This window comes from Alteromonas sp. ABH4_453, assembly GCF_056160665.1.
The window spans coordinates 1-20,580 of sequence record NZ_JBSWXP010000002.1 but is presented as its reverse complement, the minus strand read 5'-3'; the positions used below and the strand labels follow the sequence as shown (position 1 = coordinate 20,580).

Annotated in this window: 19 protein-coding genes; 12 read left to right on the top strand and 7 right to left on the bottom strand. The window is 44.1% G+C overall.

The features are described 5' to 3' along the window. Positions 1–18 precede the first annotated feature (18 nt). A complete protein-coding gene (gene yihA, locus ACXAGV_RS03480) occupies positions 19–654 on the top strand; it encodes a ribosome biogenesis GTP-binding protein YihA/YsxC (protein ID WP_474871943.1) in 636 nt (211 codons plus the stop codon). A 411-nt stretch (positions 655–1,065) separates the two neighbouring features. On the opposite strand, the gene polA is transcribed toward yihA, so the two are convergent. Next, positions 1,066–3,858 carry a DNA polymerase I gene (gene polA, locus ACXAGV_RS03475; RefSeq protein WP_474871941.1) on the bottom strand — a complete coding sequence of 931 codons (2,793 nt, stop codon included), beginning with the start codon at positions 3,856–3,858 and terminating at the stop codon, positions 1,066–1,068. A 421-nt stretch (positions 3,859–4,279) separates the two neighbouring features. Between polA and elbB the strand changes: the two genes are divergently transcribed. Further along, positions 4,280–4,933: an isoprenoid biosynthesis glyoxalase ElbB gene (elbB, locus tag ACXAGV_RS03470; protein ID WP_474871939.1), complete on the top strand. Its 654-nt coding sequence runs from the start codon at positions 4,280–4,282 to the stop codon at positions 4,931–4,933. A gap of 265 nt (positions 4,934–5,198) precedes the next feature. Continuing rightward, entirely contained in the window at positions 5,199–6,650 is a 1,452-nt protein-coding gene (locus tag ACXAGV_RS03465) for a TrkH family potassium uptake protein (protein ID WP_474871937.1), read from the top strand. A gap of 122 nt (positions 6,651–6,772) precedes the next feature. Here ACXAGV_RS03465 and trkA read toward each other — a convergent pair whose 3' ends face one another. The 4 genes from trkA to def all read right to left on the bottom strand — a co-directional run bounded on the left by trkA (position 6,773) and on the right by def (position 11,007). Further along, positions 6,773–8,152 (bottom strand): Trk system potassium transporter TrkA, encoded by a 1,380-nt coding sequence (gene trkA, locus ACXAGV_RS03460; RefSeq protein ID WP_334019400.1) that lies wholly within the window; start codon positions 8,150–8,152, stop codon positions 6,773–6,775. Between the two features lie 64 nt (positions 8,153–8,216). Then, the gene (rsmB, locus tag ACXAGV_RS03455; protein WP_474872517.1) at positions 8,217–9,536 is read right to left on the bottom strand and encodes a 16S rRNA (cytosine(967)-C(5))-methyltransferase RsmB; all 1,320 of its coding nucleotides are present in this window, start codon (positions 9,534–9,536) and stop codon (positions 8,217–8,219) included. A 2-nt stretch (positions 9,537–9,538) separates the two neighbouring features. After that, positions 9,539–10,489: a methionyl-tRNA formyltransferase gene (gene fmt, locus ACXAGV_RS03450; RefSeq protein ID WP_474871935.1), complete on the bottom strand. Its 951-nt coding sequence runs from the start codon at positions 10,487–10,489 to the stop codon at positions 9,539–9,541. A gap of 8 nt (positions 10,490–10,497) precedes the next feature. Further along, positions 10,498–11,007 (bottom strand): peptide deformylase, encoded by a 510-nt coding sequence (def, locus tag ACXAGV_RS03445; RefSeq protein ID WP_474871933.1) that lies wholly within the window; start codon positions 11,005–11,007, stop codon positions 10,498–10,500. Between the two features lie 216 nt (positions 11,008–11,223). Between def and ACXAGV_RS03440 the strand changes: the two genes are divergently transcribed. From ACXAGV_RS03440 to ACXAGV_RS03410, 7 genes are all read left to right on the top strand, one after another. Next, on the top strand, positions 11,224–12,297 hold the full coding sequence (locus ACXAGV_RS03440; protein ID WP_474871931.1) for a LysM peptidoglycan-binding domain-containing protein: 1,074 nt from the start codon (positions 11,224–11,226) through the stop codon (positions 12,295–12,297). A 38-nt stretch (positions 12,298–12,335) separates the two neighbouring features. Then, the gene (gene dprA / locus ACXAGV_RS03435; protein ID WP_474871929.1) at positions 12,336–13,445 is read left to right on the top strand and encodes a DNA-processing protein DprA; all 1,110 of its coding nucleotides are present in this window, start codon (positions 12,336–12,338) and stop codon (positions 13,443–13,445) included. A gap of 1 nt (position 13,446) precedes the next feature. After that, complete coding sequence (locus ACXAGV_RS03430; protein WP_014947732.1) at positions 13,447–13,923, top strand: DUF494 family protein; 477 nt, start codon at positions 13,447–13,449, stop codon at positions 13,921–13,923. 85 nt (positions 13,924–14,008) lie between these two features. Further along, positions 14,009–14,551, top strand: a complete 543-nt coding sequence (locus tag ACXAGV_RS03425) for a DNA topoisomerase family protein (RefSeq protein WP_474871927.1) — start codon at positions 14,009–14,011, stop codon at positions 14,549–14,551. Between the two features lie 42 nt (positions 14,552–14,593). Beyond that, positions 14,594–15,199 (top strand): L-threonylcarbamoyladenylate synthase type 1 TsaC, encoded by a 606-nt coding sequence (gene tsaC / locus ACXAGV_RS03420; protein WP_474871925.1) that lies wholly within the window; start codon positions 14,594–14,596, stop codon positions 15,197–15,199. After that, on the top strand, positions 15,196–16,128 hold the full coding sequence (hemF, locus tag ACXAGV_RS03415) for an oxygen-dependent coproporphyrinogen oxidase (RefSeq protein WP_075177132.1): 933 nt from the start codon (positions 15,196–15,198) through the stop codon (positions 16,126–16,128). The genes tsaC and hemF overlap by 4 nt, the downstream gene beginning before the upstream one ends. A 213-nt stretch (positions 16,129–16,341) precedes the next feature. Beyond that, positions 16,342–17,022: an OmpW/AlkL family protein gene (locus ACXAGV_RS03410; RefSeq protein ID WP_474871923.1), complete on the top strand. Its 681-nt coding sequence runs from the start codon at positions 16,342–16,344 to the stop codon at positions 17,020–17,022. A 172-nt stretch (positions 17,023–17,194) separates the two neighbouring features. Here ACXAGV_RS03410 and ACXAGV_RS03405 read toward each other — a convergent pair whose 3' ends face one another. After that, positions 17,195–17,626 (bottom strand): group II truncated hemoglobin, encoded by a 432-nt coding sequence (locus tag ACXAGV_RS03405; RefSeq protein WP_474871921.1) that lies wholly within the window; start codon positions 17,624–17,626, stop codon positions 17,195–17,197. On the opposite strand from ACXAGV_RS03405, the gene aroE reads away from it, so the two are divergent. Beyond that, the gene (gene aroE / locus ACXAGV_RS03400) at positions 17,625–18,464 is read left to right on the top strand and encodes a shikimate dehydrogenase (protein ID WP_474871919.1); all 840 of its coding nucleotides are present in this window, start codon (positions 17,625–17,627) and stop codon (positions 18,462–18,464) included. The genes ACXAGV_RS03405 and aroE overlap by 2 nt on opposite strands. On the opposite strand, the gene ACXAGV_RS03395 is transcribed toward aroE, so the two are convergent. Then, positions 18,461–19,003: a gamma carbonic anhydrase family protein gene (locus ACXAGV_RS03395; protein ID WP_474871917.1), complete on the bottom strand. Its 543-nt coding sequence runs from the start codon at positions 19,001–19,003 to the stop codon at positions 18,461–18,463. The two genes, aroE and ACXAGV_RS03395, sit on opposite strands and share 4 nt — an antisense overlap. Before the next feature lie 145 nt (positions 19,004–19,148). Between ACXAGV_RS03395 and ACXAGV_RS03390 the strand changes: the two genes are divergently transcribed. Next, positions 19,149–20,192, top strand: coding sequence for a CDP-glycerol glycerophosphotransferase family protein (locus tag ACXAGV_RS03390; protein WP_474871915.1), 1,044 nt, complete (start codon positions 19,149–19,151; stop codon positions 20,190–20,192). Positions 20,193–20,580 lie beyond the last annotated feature (388 nt).

Genomic DNA, 20,580 nt, shown 5'->3' with positions numbered 1-20,580 from the left:
ATGTGGAGGTAAGTCTAGATGTCGTATTACACCAAAGCAAAATTCTTCACGAGTGCACCAGACATTCGTCATTTAAAAAACGATACCGGAATTGAAGTCGCGTTCGCTGGCCGCTCAAATGCAGGTAAATCGAGCGCGCTTAACACATTAACGCGTCAAAAAAACTTGGCCAGAACCAGCAAGACGCCGGGGCGTACACAATTAATCAATGTCTTTGAGTTAGAAGAAGACTTGCGCTTAGTTGATTTGCCAGGCTACGGGTTTGCAAAAGTACCTGTAGCTATGAAAAAGAAGTGGCAAGCGTCACTGGGCGAATATCTTCAAAAGCGTAAATCACTAAAAGGTTTAGTGGTATTAATGGATATTCGTCATCCTTTTAAAGATTTAGACCAAGATCTTATTCATTGGGCAGTAGCTTCTAATATTCCGGTACTGGCACTATTGACCAAGGCCGACAAATTGAAAAGCGGTAAGCGCAAAGCACAACTGTTGATGGCGCGTGAAGCTGCTATGGCCTTTATGGGCGATGTGACGGTACAAACCTTCTCATCATTAAATAAGCATGGTTTACCAGAGCTAGAGCGTATCTTGGATGCGTGGTTCGGCTTAGACAAAAAAGAAGACGATGCAGACTCTGATAGTGAAGTTCAATAATCTCAATAGTGGGTCTTAAGTCCACTAGCTTTATTTACTATAAGGATAGAAGCGGGCTTATAAAAAAGAACGCCCCGCTTAATGCGAGGCGTAAACTGAGAGAAAACACATAAAAACCGTAGATATAGAGTGGTAGTAATCAAAGAAGTTCAGGAAAAATAGAAAGAAAAATCACTTAAAGTGTTATGTATTTGATATTTAACAGTTATTTTTTTCTGCAGATATAAAAAAACCCCGACAAAACTGTCGGGGTTAAAGCAAAGGTTTGAAAACAGCTTTCTCACCTCTGTACCCTACATGCGTAATATTACAACAAAGCACAGAAAAGGCAAGCTTGTTATGTAATTAAATTACCAAATTTAATGAAAACAACCCGGATTTTTATGTGAAAACTGTAATCTAATTACCAAACTAATGTGCTTCATCCCAATTTTCGCCCACACCAGCTTCAACAACTAGCGGCACATTAAGTGTGGCTGCGCTTTCCATAAGTGCTGTAATAGTAGAAACATAGGTATCTACTTTGTCTTCTTTGATCTCAAAAACCAATTCATCGTGCACCTGCATCATCATTGTCACATCGTCAGATGCATTTTTCCTAATCCAGTCATCTACTTTAATCATGGCCATCTTAATAATGTCTGCCGCTGTGCCTTGCATAGGCGCGTTTATCGCTGCGCGCTCTGCGCCTTTTCTACGTGCACCATTACTGGCTTTAATATCAGGCAAATAAAGTCTGCGACCAAATACGGTTTCTACATAACCTTTTTCTTTCGCGCTCTCACGTGTTGAATCCATGTACTCAAGCACGCCTGGGTAGCGCTCGAAGTAAAGATCCATATATTTTTGTGCTTCATTACGTGGAATATTAAGTTGCTTCGACAACCCAAAGGCACTCATACCGTAAATTAAGCCAAAGTTAATCGCTTTTGCGCTGCGGCGCTGTTCAATAGTTACTTCGTCAAGTGGTACCCCAAATACTTCCGCAGCGGTTGCCTTATGAATATCTTTGCCATGGGCAAATGCATCGAGTAGGCCTTTATCACCTGAAAGGTGAGCCATAATACGCAGCTCAATTTGCGAGTAGTCGGCTGCAACGAATTTATTTCCTTCTCTTGGTACAAATGCCTGACGTACGCGGCGACCTTCTTCATTGCGAATAGGGATGTTCTGTAAGTTAGGATCGGTTGACGAAAGCCGTCCTGTCGCCGTTACCGCTTGATGATAAGACGTATGCACCCGGCCCGTACGATGATTTATCATCTTTGGAAGCTTATCGGTGTAAGTGTTCTTAAGCTTGGTCAAGCCACGGTATTCCATGATCTTCTTCGGCAAGGGGTACTCAAGCGCTAGCTCTTGCAGTACATCCTCAGAGGTGGACGGCGCCCCTTTAGGCGTTTTTTTAATGATCGGTAGCGACATCTTTTCAAACAAGACATGTTGAAGCTGCTTAGTCGAGCCTAAGTTGAATGGCTCGCCAGCTTCCTCATGTACTTCACTTTCAAGCTCGGCAATCCGTGTGGCAAGATCCTGGCTTTGCTGACGCAGTTTTTGGCTGTCAATCAGTACACCTTCTTGTTCCATGCGAGAAAGGACGCACGCAAGTGGAACTTCAACGTCTATCAACAATTTTTTAAGCTCAGGAATTTCTTTCAACTTAGTCCAAATAGCGTTGTGTAAACGAAGCGTTATATCAGCATCTTCTGCTGCATAAGGGCCTGCTTCTTCTAGGTCAATTTGGTTGAAGGTAAGCTGTTTTGCGCCTTTGCCAGCAATTTCTTCAAAGTGAATGGTTTTATGACCAAGGTATGCTAGGGCAAGTGAGTCCATATCATGGCGCTGTGCAGTGCTGTTTAGTACATAGCTTTCAAGCATGGTGTCAAAGCCAATGCCGTTTAAGGTAATGTCATAGTTCGCTAACACATTTTTGTCGTATTTTATGTGTTGGCCTACTTTAATCACGGTGTCCGATTCTAAAATAGGCTTTAATGCGTCTAATACAAATTCTCGTGATAGCTGGGCGGGGGCATCTGGGTAATCGTGAGCAACAGGCACATAAGCTGCTTCACCTTCCTCTATACAAAATGAAACACCAACTAACTCCGCATCCATGTAGTTAAGGCTGGTTGTCTCGGTATCAAAAGCGACTAGTTCGGCTTTTTCTAGCTTCGCTACCCAAGCGTTAAAACGCGCCTCATCAAGCACGGTTTCATACTTTGACTTATCTATCTCTATCGATTCACTTTGTTCGCTCTCTTCTGCGCTATCGCTTTTTTCCTCGTTGGCGTTTGCGTTGGCACTAGAGGTATCTCCGCCGGCTACAAGCGCGCTTACTTCCGCATGCCAGCGTTTGAACTCGTATTCGGCAAACAGATCGCGAAGTTGTTCGTTATCGGCCTGACACGGCATTAACGTCTCAACGTCGTAGTCAAGGTCAAGATCGATGCTGATAGTGGCTAGGGTATAAGAAAGCCGAGCTTGCTCTTCGTATTCCTGCATTTTAGCCGCCATCGACTTACTGCCTCTAAACGATAGATCTGCAATTTTATCCAGGTTCTTATATATGTCGTCGATACCGCCAATACCGTTTAACAAGGCTTGAGCACTTTTATCACCCACACCAGGTACACCTGGAATGTTATCGACTTTATCGCCTTTGAGCGCAAGGAAGTCGATCACTAGTTCAGGTGGAATACCAAACTTCGTATTTACGCCTTCGACATCCATCAGTTGGTTTGTCATGGTGTTGATTAAGGTGACATGTTCATTTACTAGTTGCGCCATGTCTTTATCGCCGGTGCTAATAAGTGTATCGATACCTTTTTCGGTTGCGTGCTTGGCTAAAGTCCCAATCACGTCATCTGCTTCTACACCTGACTCAACAATAACAGGCAAACCCATTGCTTTAATAATGGCGTGTAAAGGTTCGATCTGGCTTCTTAGCTCATCCGGCATCGGAGGACGGTTCGCTTTGTACTCTTTATAGATATCATCGCGAAAGGTCTTGCCTTTAGCATCAAAAATCACTGCCATATGTGTGGGGTTGTATTGTTTGATCAAACTTTTGAGCATGTTCACAACACCATAAATAGCACCGGTGTCTTGGCCTTTTGAGTTGGTTAGTGGTGGTAAACCGTGAAAGGCACGAAAAAGATATGACGATCCGTCGACAAGAATAAATGGAGGCTTTTTAGAATCAGGCATAGATGGCGATTTTCCAATAGACAATATGAGCGCAAGGATGCCACAGGCTAGGGCAGATCGCCATATCATGAAGGAACATTAAGGTCGATAGCAGATCGCATTCCGCCTGTGGATAACTTTGTGATCTAAAGTTTCAGGCACAGTGATCCAGATGATCTTTGTCAAGTTAAAGATCACCTTTAAAATCAAGAAAAATAAGGGAATGAGACTTAGGTTTGAAAACAGCGTACCTGCTACTTACCATTCCATTTTATGTGGATAACTTGGTGTACGTTTATTTTTGGTTTAACCAAGTTGGTCAAGTAATGTAGCATAACCGTTAACATTGTATACACGTATTTATAAGAACTTTTTTTGTACAGTTGTGTGTTTAATAGCCAAATTTTGAATAAGTAGATGGCATCGCGTCTAGGAGGACAATATGAAACAAGTAGCGGTTATTTTAAGTGGTAGTGGTGTGTTTGATGGGGCTGAGTTACACGAGGCAGTTTTGACACTTCTAGCCATTGAACAAGAAGGCGCGTCTTACCAATGTTTTGCTCCAAATGTAAACCAACTGCATGTCGTCAATCACTTAACCGGTGAGGTATCAGAAGGTGAAGCACGAAATGTGTTAGTAGAATCGGCCCGTATTGCCCGAGGTGATATAAAACCCGTGACTGAGTGCGACGTTACTGCTTTTGACACACTTATTTTACCTGGTGGCTTTGGCGCTGCGAAGAACCTGTGCACGTTTGCTGTAGACGGTGAAAATTGTACATTTAACGATGAGGTGCTGACAGTGTGCAAAGCCTTTGCACAAGCTAAAAAGCCCGCAGCGTATGCGTGTATTGCACCTGCGCTAGCAGCAAAAGTGTATGGCAACAAAACTAAACTGACTATTGGCAATGACGAAGCCACGGCTGGTGGGTTAAATGCCTTAGGAGCAACGCATGTAGAGTGCCCGGTTGATGAGGTGGTTGTTGATAATGACGCAAAGCTTGTTACTACACCTGCGTATATGCTGGCGCAAAGCATTAGTGAAGCCAATGCGAGTATTACTAAGATGGTTAAAACCGTGCTTGCTATGAAATAGAAAACTCAAAAATAAAAGTGGTTGGTTTTTTCCTAGTGAAAAGATCAGGTGCCTTTATGTGTAATTAGCCTAATGTAGTGGGGAGACAAAGGTTTCCCCTTGTTGATTATAGTCCTATAATCAAAACCCTATGCGTAACGTATAGGATTTCATCTACCTTGTTTCACGTAGATAGATTCGCTTTTTGAAACCATATCAAAAAGCACATTGTAACTAGGGCTCAGTAGTCCTTATGCGCACTATAAAAATAAAGGCATAACAAACAATGCACTACCGTGCCATCATACGAATACTTGGGTTATTAATTGCGCTTTTTAGCGTAACCATGATCCCACCCGCTATCGTGTCGTTGATTTATCAAGATGGCAGTGGCCTTCCTTTTATCCTCGCATTTATATTTTGTGTCATCGGCGGTATGGCATTGTGGTACCCCAACCGTCAGCAGAAAAATGACTTAAGAGCACGAGAAGGGTTTCTGATTGTTGCGCTGTTTTGGTCAGTACTAGCAAGCGTGGGGGCAATTCCACTTATCTTGCTAGAGCAACCAAGCATGACGGTGACCGATGCTTTCTTTGAGTCATTTTCTGGCCTGACTACCACTGGAGCTACGGTTATTGAGGGGATAGATTTTCTTCCTCACTCAGTACAGTTTTACCGTCAACAACTTCAGTGGTTAGGCGGCATGGGTATCATCGTACTCGCAGTTGCCATTTTACCTATCCTTGGAGTAGGGGGCATGCAGCTGTATCGTGCAGAAACGCCTGGGCCAGTTAAAGATAATAAAATGACTCCGCGTATTGCCGATACGGCTAAGCATTTGTGGTACATCTATTTATCCATAACCATTGCATGTGCTGGCGCATACTGGCTTGCGGGAATGAATGCTTTCGATGCTATTTGCCATTCTTTCTCAACGGTTGCTATTGGTGGCTTTTCGAACCACGATGCCAGCTTAGGCTATTTTAATAGTCCTATGGTAAACGTTGTGTGTACCGTGTTTTTGCTTATTGCTGCGTTAAACTTCTCATTACACTATGCAGCGGTGAGCTCGCGTTCGGTTAAAGGCTATTTTAACGATCCAGAGTTTAAGGCGTTCTTTATCATTCAAGCCTCACTCATTGGGATTTGTTTCTTAGTACTTACACTTTCAGGCTATTACAGTTCGGCTGAACAAGCTTTGGATCAAGCCATGATCCAAGCGGTATCTATTAGTACAACCGCAGGGTTTGCGACAACCGATTTTTCGGTATGGCCTACATTCCTGCCCATTATGCTTATTTTTTCTAGCTTTATTGGAGGGTGCGCGAGTTCCACTGGTGGTGGCTTAAAAGTAGTGCGTGTGTGCTTACTGTTTTTGCAGGGAAAACGTGAAGTCGATAGGCTAATTCACCCGAAAGCGGTATACAGCGTTAAGTTTGGCGACCGTGCCATGCCTGATAGAGTAGTAGAGGCCGTATGGGGGTTCTTTTCAGCTTACGCAGTAGTATTTGTTATCATTATGATAGGCTTGATTGCCACGGGTTTAGATAACCTAAGCGCCTTTACCGCTACTGCGGCCATGCTGAATAACTTAGGTCCGGGATTGGGCAGCGTAGCGGCCAACTATGCTGATGTTACGGATGCAGGCAAGTGGATACTGGTGATTGCTATGGTGTTTGGACGACTAGAAGTCTTCTCGTTATTGGTTTTGTTCTCACCTACGTTCTGGCGTAGCTAACAGAAAAGGCGAAAAGGAAGAGTAAACCGATAGGTTAAGCTTAAAAAACAAGGGCGATAAACATCGCCCTTTTTATATCTGTTGCTTATTACTTCACGTACTCATGTAGCTTTGCTAAAGCGCTAGCCAAAGAAAAATGCGCTGGGTTGGAACAGCTTTTCCACGTCGTTGATGTACTTCTTATCAACCAAGAACAAAATTACATGGTCGTTTGCTTCAATCTTGGTATCGCTGTGAGCAATAATCACCTGCTCGTCACGAACAATTGCACCGATAGTTGTGCCTGGGGGCAATTTTATATCGCCTATTTGTTTGCCAACCACCTTAGACGTATTTTCATCACCGTGCGCTATCGCTTCAATAGCCTCGGCAGCCCCTCGTCGTAATGAGTACACGTTTACAATGTCACCGCGACGTACGTGAGTCAGTAGCGCCGAAATAGTAGCTTGCTGAGGTGAAAACGCGATGTCTATCTCACCGCCCTGTACCAAGTCCACATAAGCACTTCGCTGAATAAGCACCATGGCTTTTTGCGCACCCATGCGCTTTGCCAGCATGGCCGACATAATATTCGCTTCATCATCATTGGTAACGGCAATGAAGGCATCGACTTGCTCAATGTTTTCTTCACTCAGCAATTCAGGGTCAGACGCGTCACCGCTAAATACAATGGTTTTATCTAAGTTGGCAGATAAATACTTGGCCCTTTCTGGGCTATATTCAATAAGCTTCACATTATGATTGTGCTCTAACTTTTTCGCGAGGCCAGCACCAATCAAGCCACCACCAGCTATCATTATTCGTTTATAGCTTGATTCGAGTTTTTGAAGCTCACTCATTACTGCACGAATGTGTTTCGTTGCCGCAATAAAGAATACTTCATCATCGGCCTCAATAACCGTGGTGCCTAACGGACGAATAGGGCGGCCGCGTCGGTAAATGGCTGCAACCCGGGTTTCAACGTTCGGCATATGGTCTTTAAGGGCAGACAACGCGTGGCCTACCAATAAACCGCCATAATAGGCTTTAACCGCAACAAGGCTGGCTTTACCTTCAGCAAACTCAACAACCTGAAGTGCACCAGGGTAGTCGATAAGGCGTTTGATGGCCTTCGTTACCAACTGCTCAGGAGCGATAATGTGGTCAACGGGAATATCTTGCTGCTTATATAGCTGCTCTTGGTAAATAATGTATTGTTCAGAGCGTACCCGAGCGATTTTAGTGGGTGTTTTGAATAGACTGTAGGCCACCTGACAGGCCAACATATTACTTTCATCACTATTGGTTACGGCAATCAGCATATCGGCATCTTCCGCACCGGCCTTACGCAACACGTCAGGGTGTGAACCCACGCCCGTTACTACTTGTAAATCAAGACGGTCTTGAAGTGCGCGCAATATAGTGGGGTCAGAGTCAATAACCGTTATTTCGTTATTCTCACCCACTAAGTTTTCAGCAAGTGTTCCGCCTACTTGGCCGGCCCCTAAAATGATGATCTTCATCGTTATTATTTTGCCTTCATATTCGTGTACGTCTTAACTGTGTGACGTTGCACAACTATTGAACTCAGTCTGCTGACTTTACCAGCCTCGCATAATAGAAACCATCCATTTGTTGCTCCCCTGGCGTTATCTGGCGCCCGGGTTTATCAACGGTTTCTGTTTTCACTATGGGCGATAACGAGGCATCTGGCGTGTCGGCGAGAAACTGCTGTATTTGCGCCATATTCTCTTTTGGCAAAATAGAACATGTTGCATAAAGCAGCGTGCCGCCTGGCTTTAATAGACCCCACAATGTTTCTAATATGCGCCGTTGAAGCTGTGCTAAATTTTCGATGTCATTGGCTTTTCGAAGCCAGCGAATATCTGGGTGACGTCGAATCACACCGGTAGCAGAGCAGGGGGCATCCAGTAATATTCTGTCGAAGGGCTTTCCGTCCCACCAGGTATCAGGATTAGCTGCATCACCTTGCTTAATATCGACAGTGTGCTTAAGGCGAATCATGTTTTCTTCTACCCGTTTTAGGCGTGTAGCATCAGCATCAAGCGCTAATACGTACTGTGTATCAGGTGCAGACTCAACAATGTGCCCTGTTTTTCCGCCTGGTGCGGCGCAACAGTCTAGAATGCGTTCGTTCGCTTGAGGCTTTAGGTAATGCGCAGCTAATTGCGCTGCCCCATCTTGTACCGCAAAGTGACCTTTTTCAAAACCAGGCAGGGCAGTAATGTCTTCTCGTTTAGTTAGAATTACCGCATCAGCGTGGTTTTCGCTAAGGGTATATTCAACCCCTGCTTTATCTAGCGCTTGAGTAAATGATGCCAACGATGTTTGCAGTTTATTCACGCGAAGCCAGATAGGGGCCATGGCATTCGTTTCACTACGTACCTGCTCAGCGTCGTCCCCATAGGCGTTCTCAATTGCCTTAAATAACCACTTTGGTAAGCCGCTGTTTATGATTGCGTCGTCCACAGGTTTGTCTGCAAGGTTCTCTCGCTGAAAATTACGCAGTACAGCATTCACTAACCCTTTTAAAGCTGCGGCATTTAGATAAGACGCTGCAGCGACGGTCTCGCCAACGGCGGCGTGATTGCTAACGCGGGAAAAGTTAAGCTGATACAAACCAAGAAGAATGAGGTGTTCAATAACCTTTTTATTTCCCTTTAAGGGTCTATCAAGCAGAGAGCGCAGCCAATACTGTACAAGGGGAAGTCGACGCATTACCCCTAACGACATCTCCTGAATCCATGCGTTGTCTTTAGCGTTATGTCTGCGCTGAACGCGTTCTAGGCATTCTCGAGATGACTTGCCTTGCTCTAAAATTTGATAGATGACCCACGCGCAATCTGCGCGCAGGTTCTTTTGTTTGGGAAGGGGTAATGATTTCACGTTTAGTCCGCTTCGGTCAGACATCGGCCCACTTCAAACCATGTTTGGCGGGCATTGATAACGTCTGACGCTGGTAGCGCCTTTTTACCAGGAATTTGAAGTGATGTAATGCTCAGAGCATCGCGCCCGGTAGCGATAGTAATGCCTTCTTTATTGGCACTAACTACAGTACCTGGCTCAACGTCTTTTTCTAACGGCACAACGCAGGCAGACCATACTTTAACGTTCTGATCTTCGACCTGCATCCACGCTACAGGCCAAGGGTTGAAGGCGCGTATATTTCGCTCTATTTGCGATGCATCTTCAGCCCAATTGATAAGCGCTTCTTCTTTAGAAAGCTTTTTCGCATAGGTAGCCAAAGAGTCATCTTGTTTGGTGGGCATATAGTTCTCAAAGTCGTCGACGACTTCAACTAACGCTTTTGGTCCAAGCTCCGCAAGTTTGTCGTACAAGGTCGCGCTTGTATCTAGAGGTGTAATAGGTAATGTCGCAATGTGCAGCATATCGCCGGTATCTAAACCTTCGTCCATTTGCATTATGGTTACGCCGGTTTCAGCGTCACCCGCCCAAATTGAACGCTGTATTGGTGCGGCGCCTCGCCATTTGGGCAGTATAGAACCGTGCACGTTTATGCATCCTAGTTTTGGGCTATTTAACACTGCCGTAGGCAAAATTAAGCCATATGCAACCACCACCATTAAATCGGCATTGAGCATGGCCAATTCTTCCTGCGCCTCAGCTGCTTTAAGCGATTGTGGCTGATACACCGGAATGGCATTTTCTTCAGCGAGCACTTTAACGGGACTGGCAGTAAGCTTTTTACCTCGTCCAGCGGGTCTATCAGGCTGAGTGTAAACAGCAATAACCTCGTGCTCACTTTCTATCAACGCTGATAGATGCTTAGCTGCAAAATCCGGAGTACCGGCAAAAATCACTTTCAATGGAGTTGTCACGTTATTCCTTAGGCTTTTGCAGCAAGACGCGCTTCTTTCTCAAGCTTTTTACGAATACGTTGGCGCTTAAGAGGTGAAAGGTAATCAATAAACAGTTTACCTTTTAAATGATCCAGCTCGTGCTGAATACAAATAGCTAACAGGCCCTCAGCATCTAGCTCAAAAATTTCGCCATTTTGGTCTAGTGCCTTCACTGTAATCGCTTCTGCGCGCTCGACTTTGGCGTAGTTACCTGGAACAGACAAGCAGCCTTCTTCGCTGATAGTCGAACCATCTTTGCGAATAATTTCAGGATTTATAAATACGCGTGGCTCGTTTTGATCTTCCGATACGTCCATTACAACAACTTGAACGTGGCGGTTAACCTGCGTTGCAGCAAGGCCAATGCCGTTCTCGTCTTTCATGGTTTCGAACATGTCCGATACCAATTGCTTAATTTCGTCGTTAACCTCTTCTACGGGTTTAGCTACCGTGCGAAGACGTTCATCAGGAAAACTTAATACGTCTAAAATTGCCATTTCTCGCTTACTTCACCTTTTCGCTGTATAAATTCATATACGATCTAATTGCCAGCACGCTTTACAGTGCTTATTAAGTTACTATTCTAACGTATATCGGGTGGTTTCGTGCAGTTTTTTGCCTAAACCCTATAAGAATACGTAGTTCTGCCGATATAGTGCTATTGTCTGAAAAATCAACAATAAATGACAGTGAATAATTTGCAGGTGGTCAATTTGAAAAAGCGATTAACACGCGCGCGTCGTGCAGCAATATTTATTCTTGGAGTGCTTTTATCTTTGCCTGCGCTCGCGCTTCAATTAAAAGACACTGCGCCCGAGACCTACACGGTGAAGCGTGGCGACACCCTGTGGGAAATTGCAAGTATTTTTTTAAATGAGCCTTGGCTATGGCCAGAGCTGTGGCGAACGAATACGCAAATAGATAACCCTCATCTTATTTATCCCGGTGATGTCATCGTTGTTGGTTACATTGATGGTAAGCCTGTCTTAAGCGTGAAGCGCGACAAGCTAGCCTACAACCTGTCACCGTCTACCGATAAGCGAATAAAGCCAAAACCTGTTGACGTCCTGTCTTGGACTACTATATCTCCTTTTGTTAGACAGCATATGTTGCTAGACGAAGACGACTATTCAGCCTTACCTAGACTCCTAGGTAATCAAGACGGAAATGTAAGGTTTGCTTCAGATGACTTTGTGCTAAGCCAGCAACAATTCAGTACTGACGATCAGTACAGAGTGATAAGAAAGCACGCTACTATCAAAAACCTAGATGGAGAAACGCTAGGCATTCAGGTCACTCATATATCTAATGCTTTGTTGGTAGAGAAAGACCAGGCAGACGAAACCATGCTGCTGTTTATTGATGACGCCAATCAAGAAGCAAAACGTGGTGACAAATTGATGGCCGGTGGCTTTACTCATCCAGAAGGTTTCGAGCTTACGCCTGCTACCTCACAACGAGGAGCGGTCGTAGGTGATTTGCATGATCACGATTTACTTGGCAAATATGACGTTGTCATTGTTGACCTTGGTGCGATGGATGTAGCACCAGGCACCGTATTGGGGCTGTATGCTCAAGGCCCAGCCATTATTGATGAAGATAGCCCTCGTTACGTTGATGAACCCGGTGCTAAAAACGGTGGTGAGTGGTTTATCGATACAGTAGCGCAACCTGCACTCAAAGTAGGTGAGGTGATTGTTTTTAAAACATTCGATGCGGCAAGCTATGGGTTAATAACACGAGCGAACAAAGGGATTAAGCGCGGCTTTATTGTCGCTAAGCCTTAAACGCCTTAGGGTTCATTGTCGCTCACAAAGGAGCGACAATGAAACAGCACACATCTCAATCAAACTGCGAGCTATTTGCATGGATAGCACTAGCATCCGCTCAGCGCATATCCCCTAAAATCTGGCTACAGACCCTTGAGCACTATCAACTTTCTCCCGCTGATTTAGCCGGAAATGCATCATCGCTTCCTAACGATGTAAAACTGCTCGTAGACCAAATATCAAAGCCCCTTATTGATGCTGCGTTCTCATGGCAACAAGCGGCTGATAATAGACACATTATTTCTTATTCGTCTTCATATTACCCTCAATCGTTAAAGCAATTGGACAGTCCACCTCTAGTATTATTTGCAACGGGTGATAGTACTTTGATGCGAAGCCCGCAAATTGCCATTGTGGGTAGCAGAAGGGCTAGCATTCAGGGTAAGCGTATCGCCGGTGAATTTGCATTAGGGTTATCTAGTAATGGGGTTGCAGTAACAAGCGGCCTTGCTATGGGCATTGATAGTGCAGCGCATCAAGGCGCTTTGTGTGGTAACACAGGGACAATCGCAGTAATGGGGACGGGGCCTGAGAAGGTCTACCCCGCGAAAAATTACAAGCTCTACGAGGAAATAAATAATGACAAAGGCGTTACCGTCACAGAGTTCTTTCCAGGGCAGGGGCCAAAGCCTTGGCACTTTCCTAGAAGAAACAGAATTATCGCAGCATTATCACTTGGAACCTTGGTGGTAGAGGCAAAAATTAAGAGTGGCACCTTGATAACTGCGAATTTGGCCGCAGATATTGGGCGAGAAGTATTCGCTGTGCCTGGTAGTATCTTTCACGCGTACTCTGAAGGCTGCCATTGGTTAATCCAACAGGGCGCCAAATTAGTAACTAATATTAACGATATTCTTGATGAAATTGGTTTTCAAGCTGAGCAACTGAGCTTGGATGTAAACGAGCAAAACGAAAAAAGTGCAGCGAATAGCTTGGCAACCGATAAATTATTAGCTAGTGTGGATTATGACATCACCGCTATTGATGTTATAGCCCAGCGCAATGCCTTATCAGTATCGCAAGTAATGGCATCATTATTAGAATATGAGTTGCGTGGTTTAGTAGCCGCTGTCCCTGGTGGTTACGTTAAATTGAGGGGAAAATAATATGTTCGATATCCTCATGTATCTGTTTGAAAACTTCATTCACAGTGAAACGGAAATTCGTGTTGATCAAGACGAGTTAACGGAAGAGCTTGTGCGCGCAGGTTTCCATCACGATGAGATTTATAAAGCCCTCGCATGGTTAGAAAAGCTAGCGGCTCTGCAGGAAACGGATATAAAACCGTATTTTTGTAAAGGGATTAGCACCAGCTTAAGCCGCATTTACACTCACGAAGAACAAATGCGTTTAGATGTGGAATGTCGTGGTTTTCTTATGTTCTTAGAACAGGTCAATGTATTAGATGCATCCACACGTGAAATGGTGATAGACCGGGTTATGGAAATCGATTCCAATGAATTCTGTTTAGAAGACCTGAAGTGGGTTGTGCTAATGGTACTATTCAACGTACCAGGCAAAGAGAAAGCCTACGCGCAAATGGAAGATCTTTTGTTCGAAGAGCCAGATGGCGTGCTGCATTAATGCAGTCATAGTCACTGATATTTGAATCTTTACTTACAAAATGCGCTGTGAAATCGCAGCGCGTTAAGGCCTTAACGTCTAATACATGTCTAAAATAGACCACTCACTTTTTTCAGCACACGAGCATGCTCTTGATGATAACTTCGGAGACTGCCCCGAGTGCGGAAAGCCCCTTCATATAAAGAACAGTAAATCAGGCCCGTTTATTGGGTGTACAGGCTACCCTGAATGTAACTTCAGTAAGCCGCTTCACGATAAACAAACCACTATTCTTAAAACCTTAGAAGGTATAGCTTGCCCCGAATGTGCCTCCGACCTTGCAATAAAAAAAGGGCGGTTTGGTATGTTTATCGGCTGTACCAATTTTCCTACATGCCATCACATAGAGCCTATTAAAGAAAAAGAAGACACCTTGGTAGATTGTCCAAAGTGTAAGAAAGGGCACTTAATCTCGCGTACTAACAAATACGGCAAACAGTTTTTTGCGTGCAACCATTATCCACAATGTCGATATGTGCTAAATTTCACGCCTGTAAATGAAAGCTGCCCAGACTGCGGTTGGGGAGTATTGATAGAAAAGAGGGGGCAGTTACAGTGCCCTCAGCCCAACTGTGGCTTTAAAAAGTAATTATACAAACTACACCAAGAACTATACGTAGAGATCAAAATCATGTCTGAGATCCAAAATGGGAACGTAAATACGTTTACCCCCGTTGAGGCTAATGCATCTGAAATAGACCCTGTTGTTGCCGCTTTTGAAGCGGGAAGTTTAATTGTTTATCCAACCGAAGCGGTGATGGGCATTGGATGTGACCCAGACAATGAAGCAGCGGTAAATGCGCTGTTAGAGATAAAACAGCGACCAGTAGAAAAGGGCGTTATTTTAATAGCTGCCAATTACAGTCAGCTATTGCCCTATGTTAACGACAATGCCATACAACCACATCGTCGTACCGATATTTTCTCAAGCTGGCCAGGCCCTAACACTTGGCTTTTACCTAAGTCGTCATCGGCGCCTGTTTGGTTAACCGGTAAGCATAGTAAAATAGCTGTGCGCGTAACTAATCATCCAGTAGTAGTAGAGCTGTGCAATAAGTTAGGGAAGCCACTTGTTTCTACAAGTGCTAACCTAACCGGTCAACCGCCAGCCACCACTACTGAAGAGGCAAAAGCCGTATTCGCTGATTCCGTTTTTTACGTTGATGGTGCAGTAGGCGGTGCAACTAAACCCAGTACCATTCGCGATGGTGACACAGCAGAGGTAATAAGAGCATGACGTCAGCAGAATTACTGGACGGTAAAAATGCCGCTGAAGTAATAGAACAAGTAAAAAGCTATCTACTAGGGCTGCAGGACACCATTTGCCAAACCCTCGAGCTCGCCGACGGGAAAGGTCAGTTTGTCGAAGACAGCTGGCAGCGTGAAGAAGGCGGCGGTGGTCGCTCTCGAGTCTTAAAAAACGGTGCGGTGATTGAGCAAGGCGGCGTTAACTTTTCACACGTGTTTGGCAGCCAAATGCCTGCATCAGCAACGGCAAATCGTCCTGAGCTTGCGGGAAGAAACTTTCAAGCAATGGGCGTATCACTTGTTATTCACCCACATAACCCGTATATCCCAACGTCACACGCTAATGTTCGCTTTTTCATTGCTGAAAAAGAAGGTGAAGCGCCTATCTGGTGGTTTGGTGGTGGTTTTGACTTAACGCCGTTTTACCCGTTCAAAGATGACGTTGTGCACTGGCATGATACTGCAAAGAAATTATGTAAGCCGTTTGGCGACGATGTATACCCTAAGTACAAAAAGTGGTGCGACGACTACTTTTACTTAAAGCATCGCAATGAAACTCGCGGAGTGGGCGGTTTATTCTTCGACGACCTGAATGAATGGGGCTTTGAACAGTCATTTGCATTTATGCAGGCGGTAGGCAACGGCTTTATTGATGCTTACGTTCCTATTGTAGAACGCCGTAAGCAAACCGACTTTGGTGAAAGAGAGCGAGACTTCCAGCTATATCGCCGAGGTCGCTACGTTGAATTCAATCTAGTATTCGACCGCGGTACCCTGTTTGGATTACAAACCGGTGGGCGCACAGAGTCTATTTTAATGTCGATGCCGCCGCTAGCCCGCTGGGAATATTGCTATACACCTGCACCGGGTAGCGCTGAAGCTAAGTTAACTGACTGGTTAAAGCCTACTGACTGGTGAATTGAGCTCAGTAAGCTCGCTTTTACTGTTTTAACTAGCGCCATCAATAATGAAAACGCCGTGTGAAATGAACACAGGGCGTTTTTTTGATCTGCATCAAGTCCGAATATCATCTTTGTTTCAGTGAGTTATCAAGCTTGCGCTGGATCAATGTTTCTCTTAACCACAGGCGTAAAGTAGCGCCATCTTAGTTAAACACAAAAGAGACACATCATGCGCAAACACTTTTTATCTGCATCTGCACTTTGTCTTACACTTGCTGCACTTTCACCTTTAGCTAACGCTCACCAGCAGGGCGACTGGATTGTTCGTGGCGGTCTTACTAACGTTGCTCCCGACGAATCTACTTCTAACATCGTCGCTGGTGGTACTGACCTCGGTGTTGCCCTTAATATCGATAATGATACCCAGCTAGGTTTGAACGTTGCGTACTTTATTACCGATAATATTAATATCGAGCTGCTTGCAGCAACGCCCTTTAAGCACGACGTGAGCTTTTCTGTTGCAGACCCTCTAGGTACGGGGAACCAGCTTGGTGAAGTGACGCACCTTCCTCCTACATTAACAGCGAACTATTACTTCAACGACGCAAGCGCTGCATTTCAGCCGTACATTGGTGCAGGGATCAACTATACCTTTATCTTTGATGAGGAGTTTACGGGCGCAAATGAAACTGCGGGCTTAAGTGACCTATCACTTGATAACTCATTTGGTGTATCGGCTCAGGTTGGTATGGACTATCAGATAGATACTAAGTGGCATGTAAACGCATCGGTTCGTTACATTGATATTGATACAGAAGCCACCTTTAAAGTAGGTGATGCTGCTGGAAAGGTGAGTGATATTGAAATAGACCCTTGGGTGTATACGATATCGGTGGGTTACACCTTCTAAAGCCTAAACCTAAGAGTTGAAGCTTTCATAATTGCACTACTTTATACGCCAACAAGAGCGTAAACAGTAACAGGGGACTTGCGCGTTAAAAGGTTAACCCTTTCAACGCGCTTTTTTATCTAATGTTGCTAAGAAAACCCGTGATTAGAGCGAAGCGATGTCGCTGGGTAGTTCACTTTGTATTCACCATGTGATTGGCAAGTTGATCGAGTGCATCAAGTAACTGTTGAGCTAAGGCGATATCTTCTACCGTTTTAAACATGGCTTTTCGCATACAATACATCCACTGTGCTTTTAACTCTGGTGTTACTGTGTAGGGAAGGTGGCGAGCACGCAAACGCGGGTGTCCAAATTGCTGCTGATAATCATCAGGACCACCAAGCCATAAGCTCAAATATAAAAAGAATACGTGACGAATTCTTTCTAATGGCTGAGGGTGAATAGCAAGTAGTTCACTTGCAAGTGGGTCGGTTTCCATTATGTCGTAAAATGTATTTGCTAATTCCCGTACTTTCTCCTCTCCACCTATACGCGCATATGGTGTACTCTGCGAGGCACGACTATCGCTTTTCTTCTTTATATTAAATAAGTCTCGTATTCCCATGAAAAAATTCGCTGTATTCGGAAATCCTATTGCACAGAGTTTATCACCAACTATTCATCAAATGTTTGCAGATCAGGTTGGAGAAAATATTTCTTATGAAAAGATACTTGCGCCTGAATATGGTTTTGTTGAAGCTGCCAAAGTGTTCTTAGCGCAGAAAGGTGCTGTAGGCTGCAATGTCACCATGCCTTTTAAGCTAGATGCATTCAACCTGGCAAAGGTAGATGATCAAGCGGCTAAAGATGCACAAGCTGTTAATACACTAATGAATAGTGGCAATGGTGATGTACTTGGATACAACACAGATGGTGTTGGGCTGGTAAATGATTTACTCAATAATGGAGTGGAAATTAAGGGCAAACGTGTATTGCTTATTGGTGCAGGTGGCGCAGCCCGTGGCGTCATTTCGCCGTTATTAAAAGCCGGAGCCGCTTCCTTAACCATTGCAAATAGAACCAAAGCAAAAGCTGATGAAGTGGCAAATGCCGCGTCAAACCCTAAAGTACAGGTGGTAGCACTTGAAGATATCGCAACGATAGCACCTCATATTATTATCAATTCAACAGCCGCGAGTTTAAGTAATGAGTTGCCGTGTAGTTTAAATGATGTTGTTTTACAACACTGTGAAGTGGTTTACGACATGGTATATAAAAACTCACCCACGCGCTTTATGAGAGATGCGGCCGAACTTGGTGTTAAAACACAAATAGATGGGTTAGGGATGCTGGTCGAGCAAGCGGCTGAAGCTTTTTATATATGGACACAAAAGCGCCCCGATACTTCAGATATTGTAAAACGTGTCAGGGCTATCGTTGAGCAAGGCGAGAAGCGAAACTAGTTCGCTTCTTCAAGGTACTCGTTTTTTAATACAATATAGTTCACAGCAGATTGTTTTAGAAATGCCATTTCGGCATCGTTAAGCGGTCGCTTCTTTTGCATGGGGTTTCCAACGTAAAGAAACCCGCTTTCTAATCTTTTGTTTGGCGGTACTAATGTACCTGCCCCAATGAACACATCGTCTTCAACAACAACGCCATCCATTACAATTGCGCCCATACCTACCAGAATACGATTACCTAATTTGCAGCCATGCAGCATACATTTGTGCCCAACGGTAACGTCGTCACCAATAATAAGTGGGAAGCCGTTGGGGTTTTTCTCGGATTTACGGGTAACGTGCAAAACACTGCCGTCTTGAATATTAGAACGGGCGCCAATACGAATTTTGTTCACGTCACCGCGCGCAGCAACCAATGGCCAGACGCTACTGTCTTTTTCAATTTTCACATCACCGACTATTCGACATGAAGCGTCTATATATACTGAGCTATCTATTGATGGAAAAATGCCCTTAAAGCTATCTATAGTATGCTTCATCTATATTGTTCCTTATAAGTATGAACTTCTTAGTTAATCAAGTAACCAACGAGTTTCTAGTAACGCTCATAATACTAATAGTACGGTAAGTTAGTTATACTTTAAAATCCGCTTATCAAAACAAAGAAGCTAAGAAGAAATTTACATGCCTAAACGTTACGTACTATTCGCATCTCTTCCCTACGCATATTCAATTTTGCGTCCATTACAAACTGAGATAAGAGCTAGAGGTGATGAAGTTGCATGGTACCTAGAGCCTACATGTGAAAATTTACTTGATGACTCTGAAGTCTTGCTTGCAAACATTGATGACGTAAAAAGCTATGACCCCCTTGCAATTTTTGCGTGCGGTAACTTCATTTATCATTTTCTCCCTGGGATAAAGGTCGCGGTATTTCATGGGTATGCAGTTGGAAAACGTGGTGAGAAAGGAGATGTGCTGGATGACCATTTTACAATTCGGAATTGGTTTGACGTGTATTGCACACAAGGCCCAAGCAGCACACCTGTATTCAAGCAACTGGAAGAAAAGCACGGTTTCTTTAAATGTTATGAAACAGGTTGGTGTAAGGTTGATCCATTTTTCACAGAACCTACGTTGCAGAATGAAGGTAAAACTACGATATTGTATTCGCCTACATTTAGCCGGGGTATCACTTCGGTAGAGGCCTTATATGACACAATACATCAGATTGCTGAACTTAGAGATTGGGGTTGGATAATAACCTTCCACCCTAAAATCACTGATAACTCGATATTAGACAAGTACCAAAAGCTGGCAGAAAAGTTCGACAATGTTAGTTTTGAAAGAAATGAAGGTTTAAAAACATTTCAACGTGCAGATGTAATGCTTTGTGACAGTTCATCAATAATTCTTGAATTTATGCTACTTAATAAGCCAGTTGTCACGTTTAAGAATACAAACCCAGGACCTCACTTAATTGATGTAGATGATTGTGACGCTGTCGAGCCTGCATTAGACCGAGCATTAACAAAGCCTAAATCTTTAATGGCAGCTATAGATAGCTATACGTTGAACCACGAAGCTCATAGGGATGGAAATAACTGTTCTCGCGTTTTAGACGCTGTAGACCATTTCAAATCTAACTTCGAAGGTCGAATAAAAGCTAAGCCGCTTAACCTGTGGCGCAAGTTCAGGTTAAGGAATAAGCTGAAATACTGGAAATAGTTGGTATTTTGAGCGTTCAAAACAAATATGACACTTTTTTTAAAATAAGTGTTGACGTGAGCGCTCATTTCCCTAAAATGCGCATCCGCTTCGGGGGAAAAGCAAAACAGCAACCCTTCTGAAGTTAGTCTCTACTACCTACATAGGCCAGTAAAGACGGGAGTTTAGAAGAAGCGCTTCAGAAAATAAATTTTCAAAAAGTGTTGACAACGAAAACTTCCAGCGTATAATGCGCACCTCACTCGAACAGGGTGAGTCACTAAGAAGCAACAGCTTCTAGTGAATCGCGACGAAGTCGCAACGTTCTTTAACAATTTAGACAAGACAATCTGTGTGGGCACTCGTTAAGAGTGTCACAACGACGATTCATATTTCGATATATTTAATT

What these genes read in the sequence shown, in the direction of transcription:
- ACXAGV_RS03410 (WP_474871923.1), top strand. Translation starts at nt 16,342, where the DNA reads ATGCGCAAACACTTTTTATCTGCATCTGCACTTTGTCTTACACTTGCT.
- ACXAGV_RS03465 (WP_474871937.1), top strand. Translation starts at nt 5,199, where the DNA reads ATGCACTACCGTGCCATCATACGAATACTTGGGTTATTAATTGCGCTT.
- elbB (WP_474871939.1), top strand. Translation starts at nt 4,280, where the DNA reads ATGAAACAAGTAGCGGTTATTTTAAGTGGTAGTGGTGTGTTTGATGGG.
- ACXAGV_RS03430 (WP_014947732.1), top strand. Translation starts at nt 13,447, where the DNA reads ATGTTCGATATCCTCATGTATCTGTTTGAAAACTTCATTCACAGTGAA.
- def (WP_474871933.1), bottom strand. Translation starts at nt 11,007, where the DNA reads ATGGCAATTTTAGACGTATTAAGTTTTCCTGATGAACGTCTTCGCACG.
- tsaC (WP_474871925.1), top strand. Translation starts at nt 14,594, where the DNA reads ATGTCTGAGATCCAAAATGGGAACGTAAATACGTTTACCCCCGTTGAG.
- polA (WP_474871941.1), bottom strand. Translation starts at nt 3,858, where the DNA reads ATGCCTGATTCTAAAAAGCCTCCATTTATTCTTGTCGACGGATCGTCA.
- ACXAGV_RS03395 (WP_474871917.1), bottom strand. Translation starts at nt 19,003, where the DNA reads ATGAAGCATACTATAGATAGCTTTAAGGGCATTTTTCCATCAATAGAT.
- ACXAGV_RS03425 (WP_474871927.1), top strand. Translation starts at nt 14,009, where the DNA reads ATGTCTAAAATAGACCACTCACTTTTTTCAGCACACGAGCATGCTCTT.
- ACXAGV_RS03405 (WP_474871921.1), bottom strand. Translation starts at nt 17,626, where the DNA reads ATGGGAATACGAGACTTATTTAATATAAAGAAGAAAAGCGATAGTCGT.
- yihA (WP_474871943.1), top strand. Translation starts at nt 19, where the DNA reads ATGTCGTATTACACCAAAGCAAAATTCTTCACGAGTGCACCAGACATT.
- hemF (WP_075177132.1), top strand. Translation starts at nt 15,196, where the DNA reads ATGACGTCAGCAGAATTACTGGACGGTAAAAATGCCGCTGAAGTAATA.
- dprA (WP_474871929.1), top strand. Translation starts at nt 12,336, where the DNA reads ATGAAACAGCACACATCTCAATCAAACTGCGAGCTATTTGCATGGATA.
- ACXAGV_RS03390 (WP_474871915.1), top strand. Translation starts at nt 19,149, where the DNA reads ATGCCTAAACGTTACGTACTATTCGCATCTCTTCCCTACGCATATTCA.
- trkA (WP_334019400.1), bottom strand. Translation starts at nt 8,152, where the DNA reads ATGAAGATCATCATTTTAGGGGCCGGCCAAGTAGGCGGAACACTTGCT.
- aroE (WP_474871919.1), top strand. Translation starts at nt 17,625, where the DNA reads ATGAAAAAATTCGCTGTATTCGGAAATCCTATTGCACAGAGTTTATCA.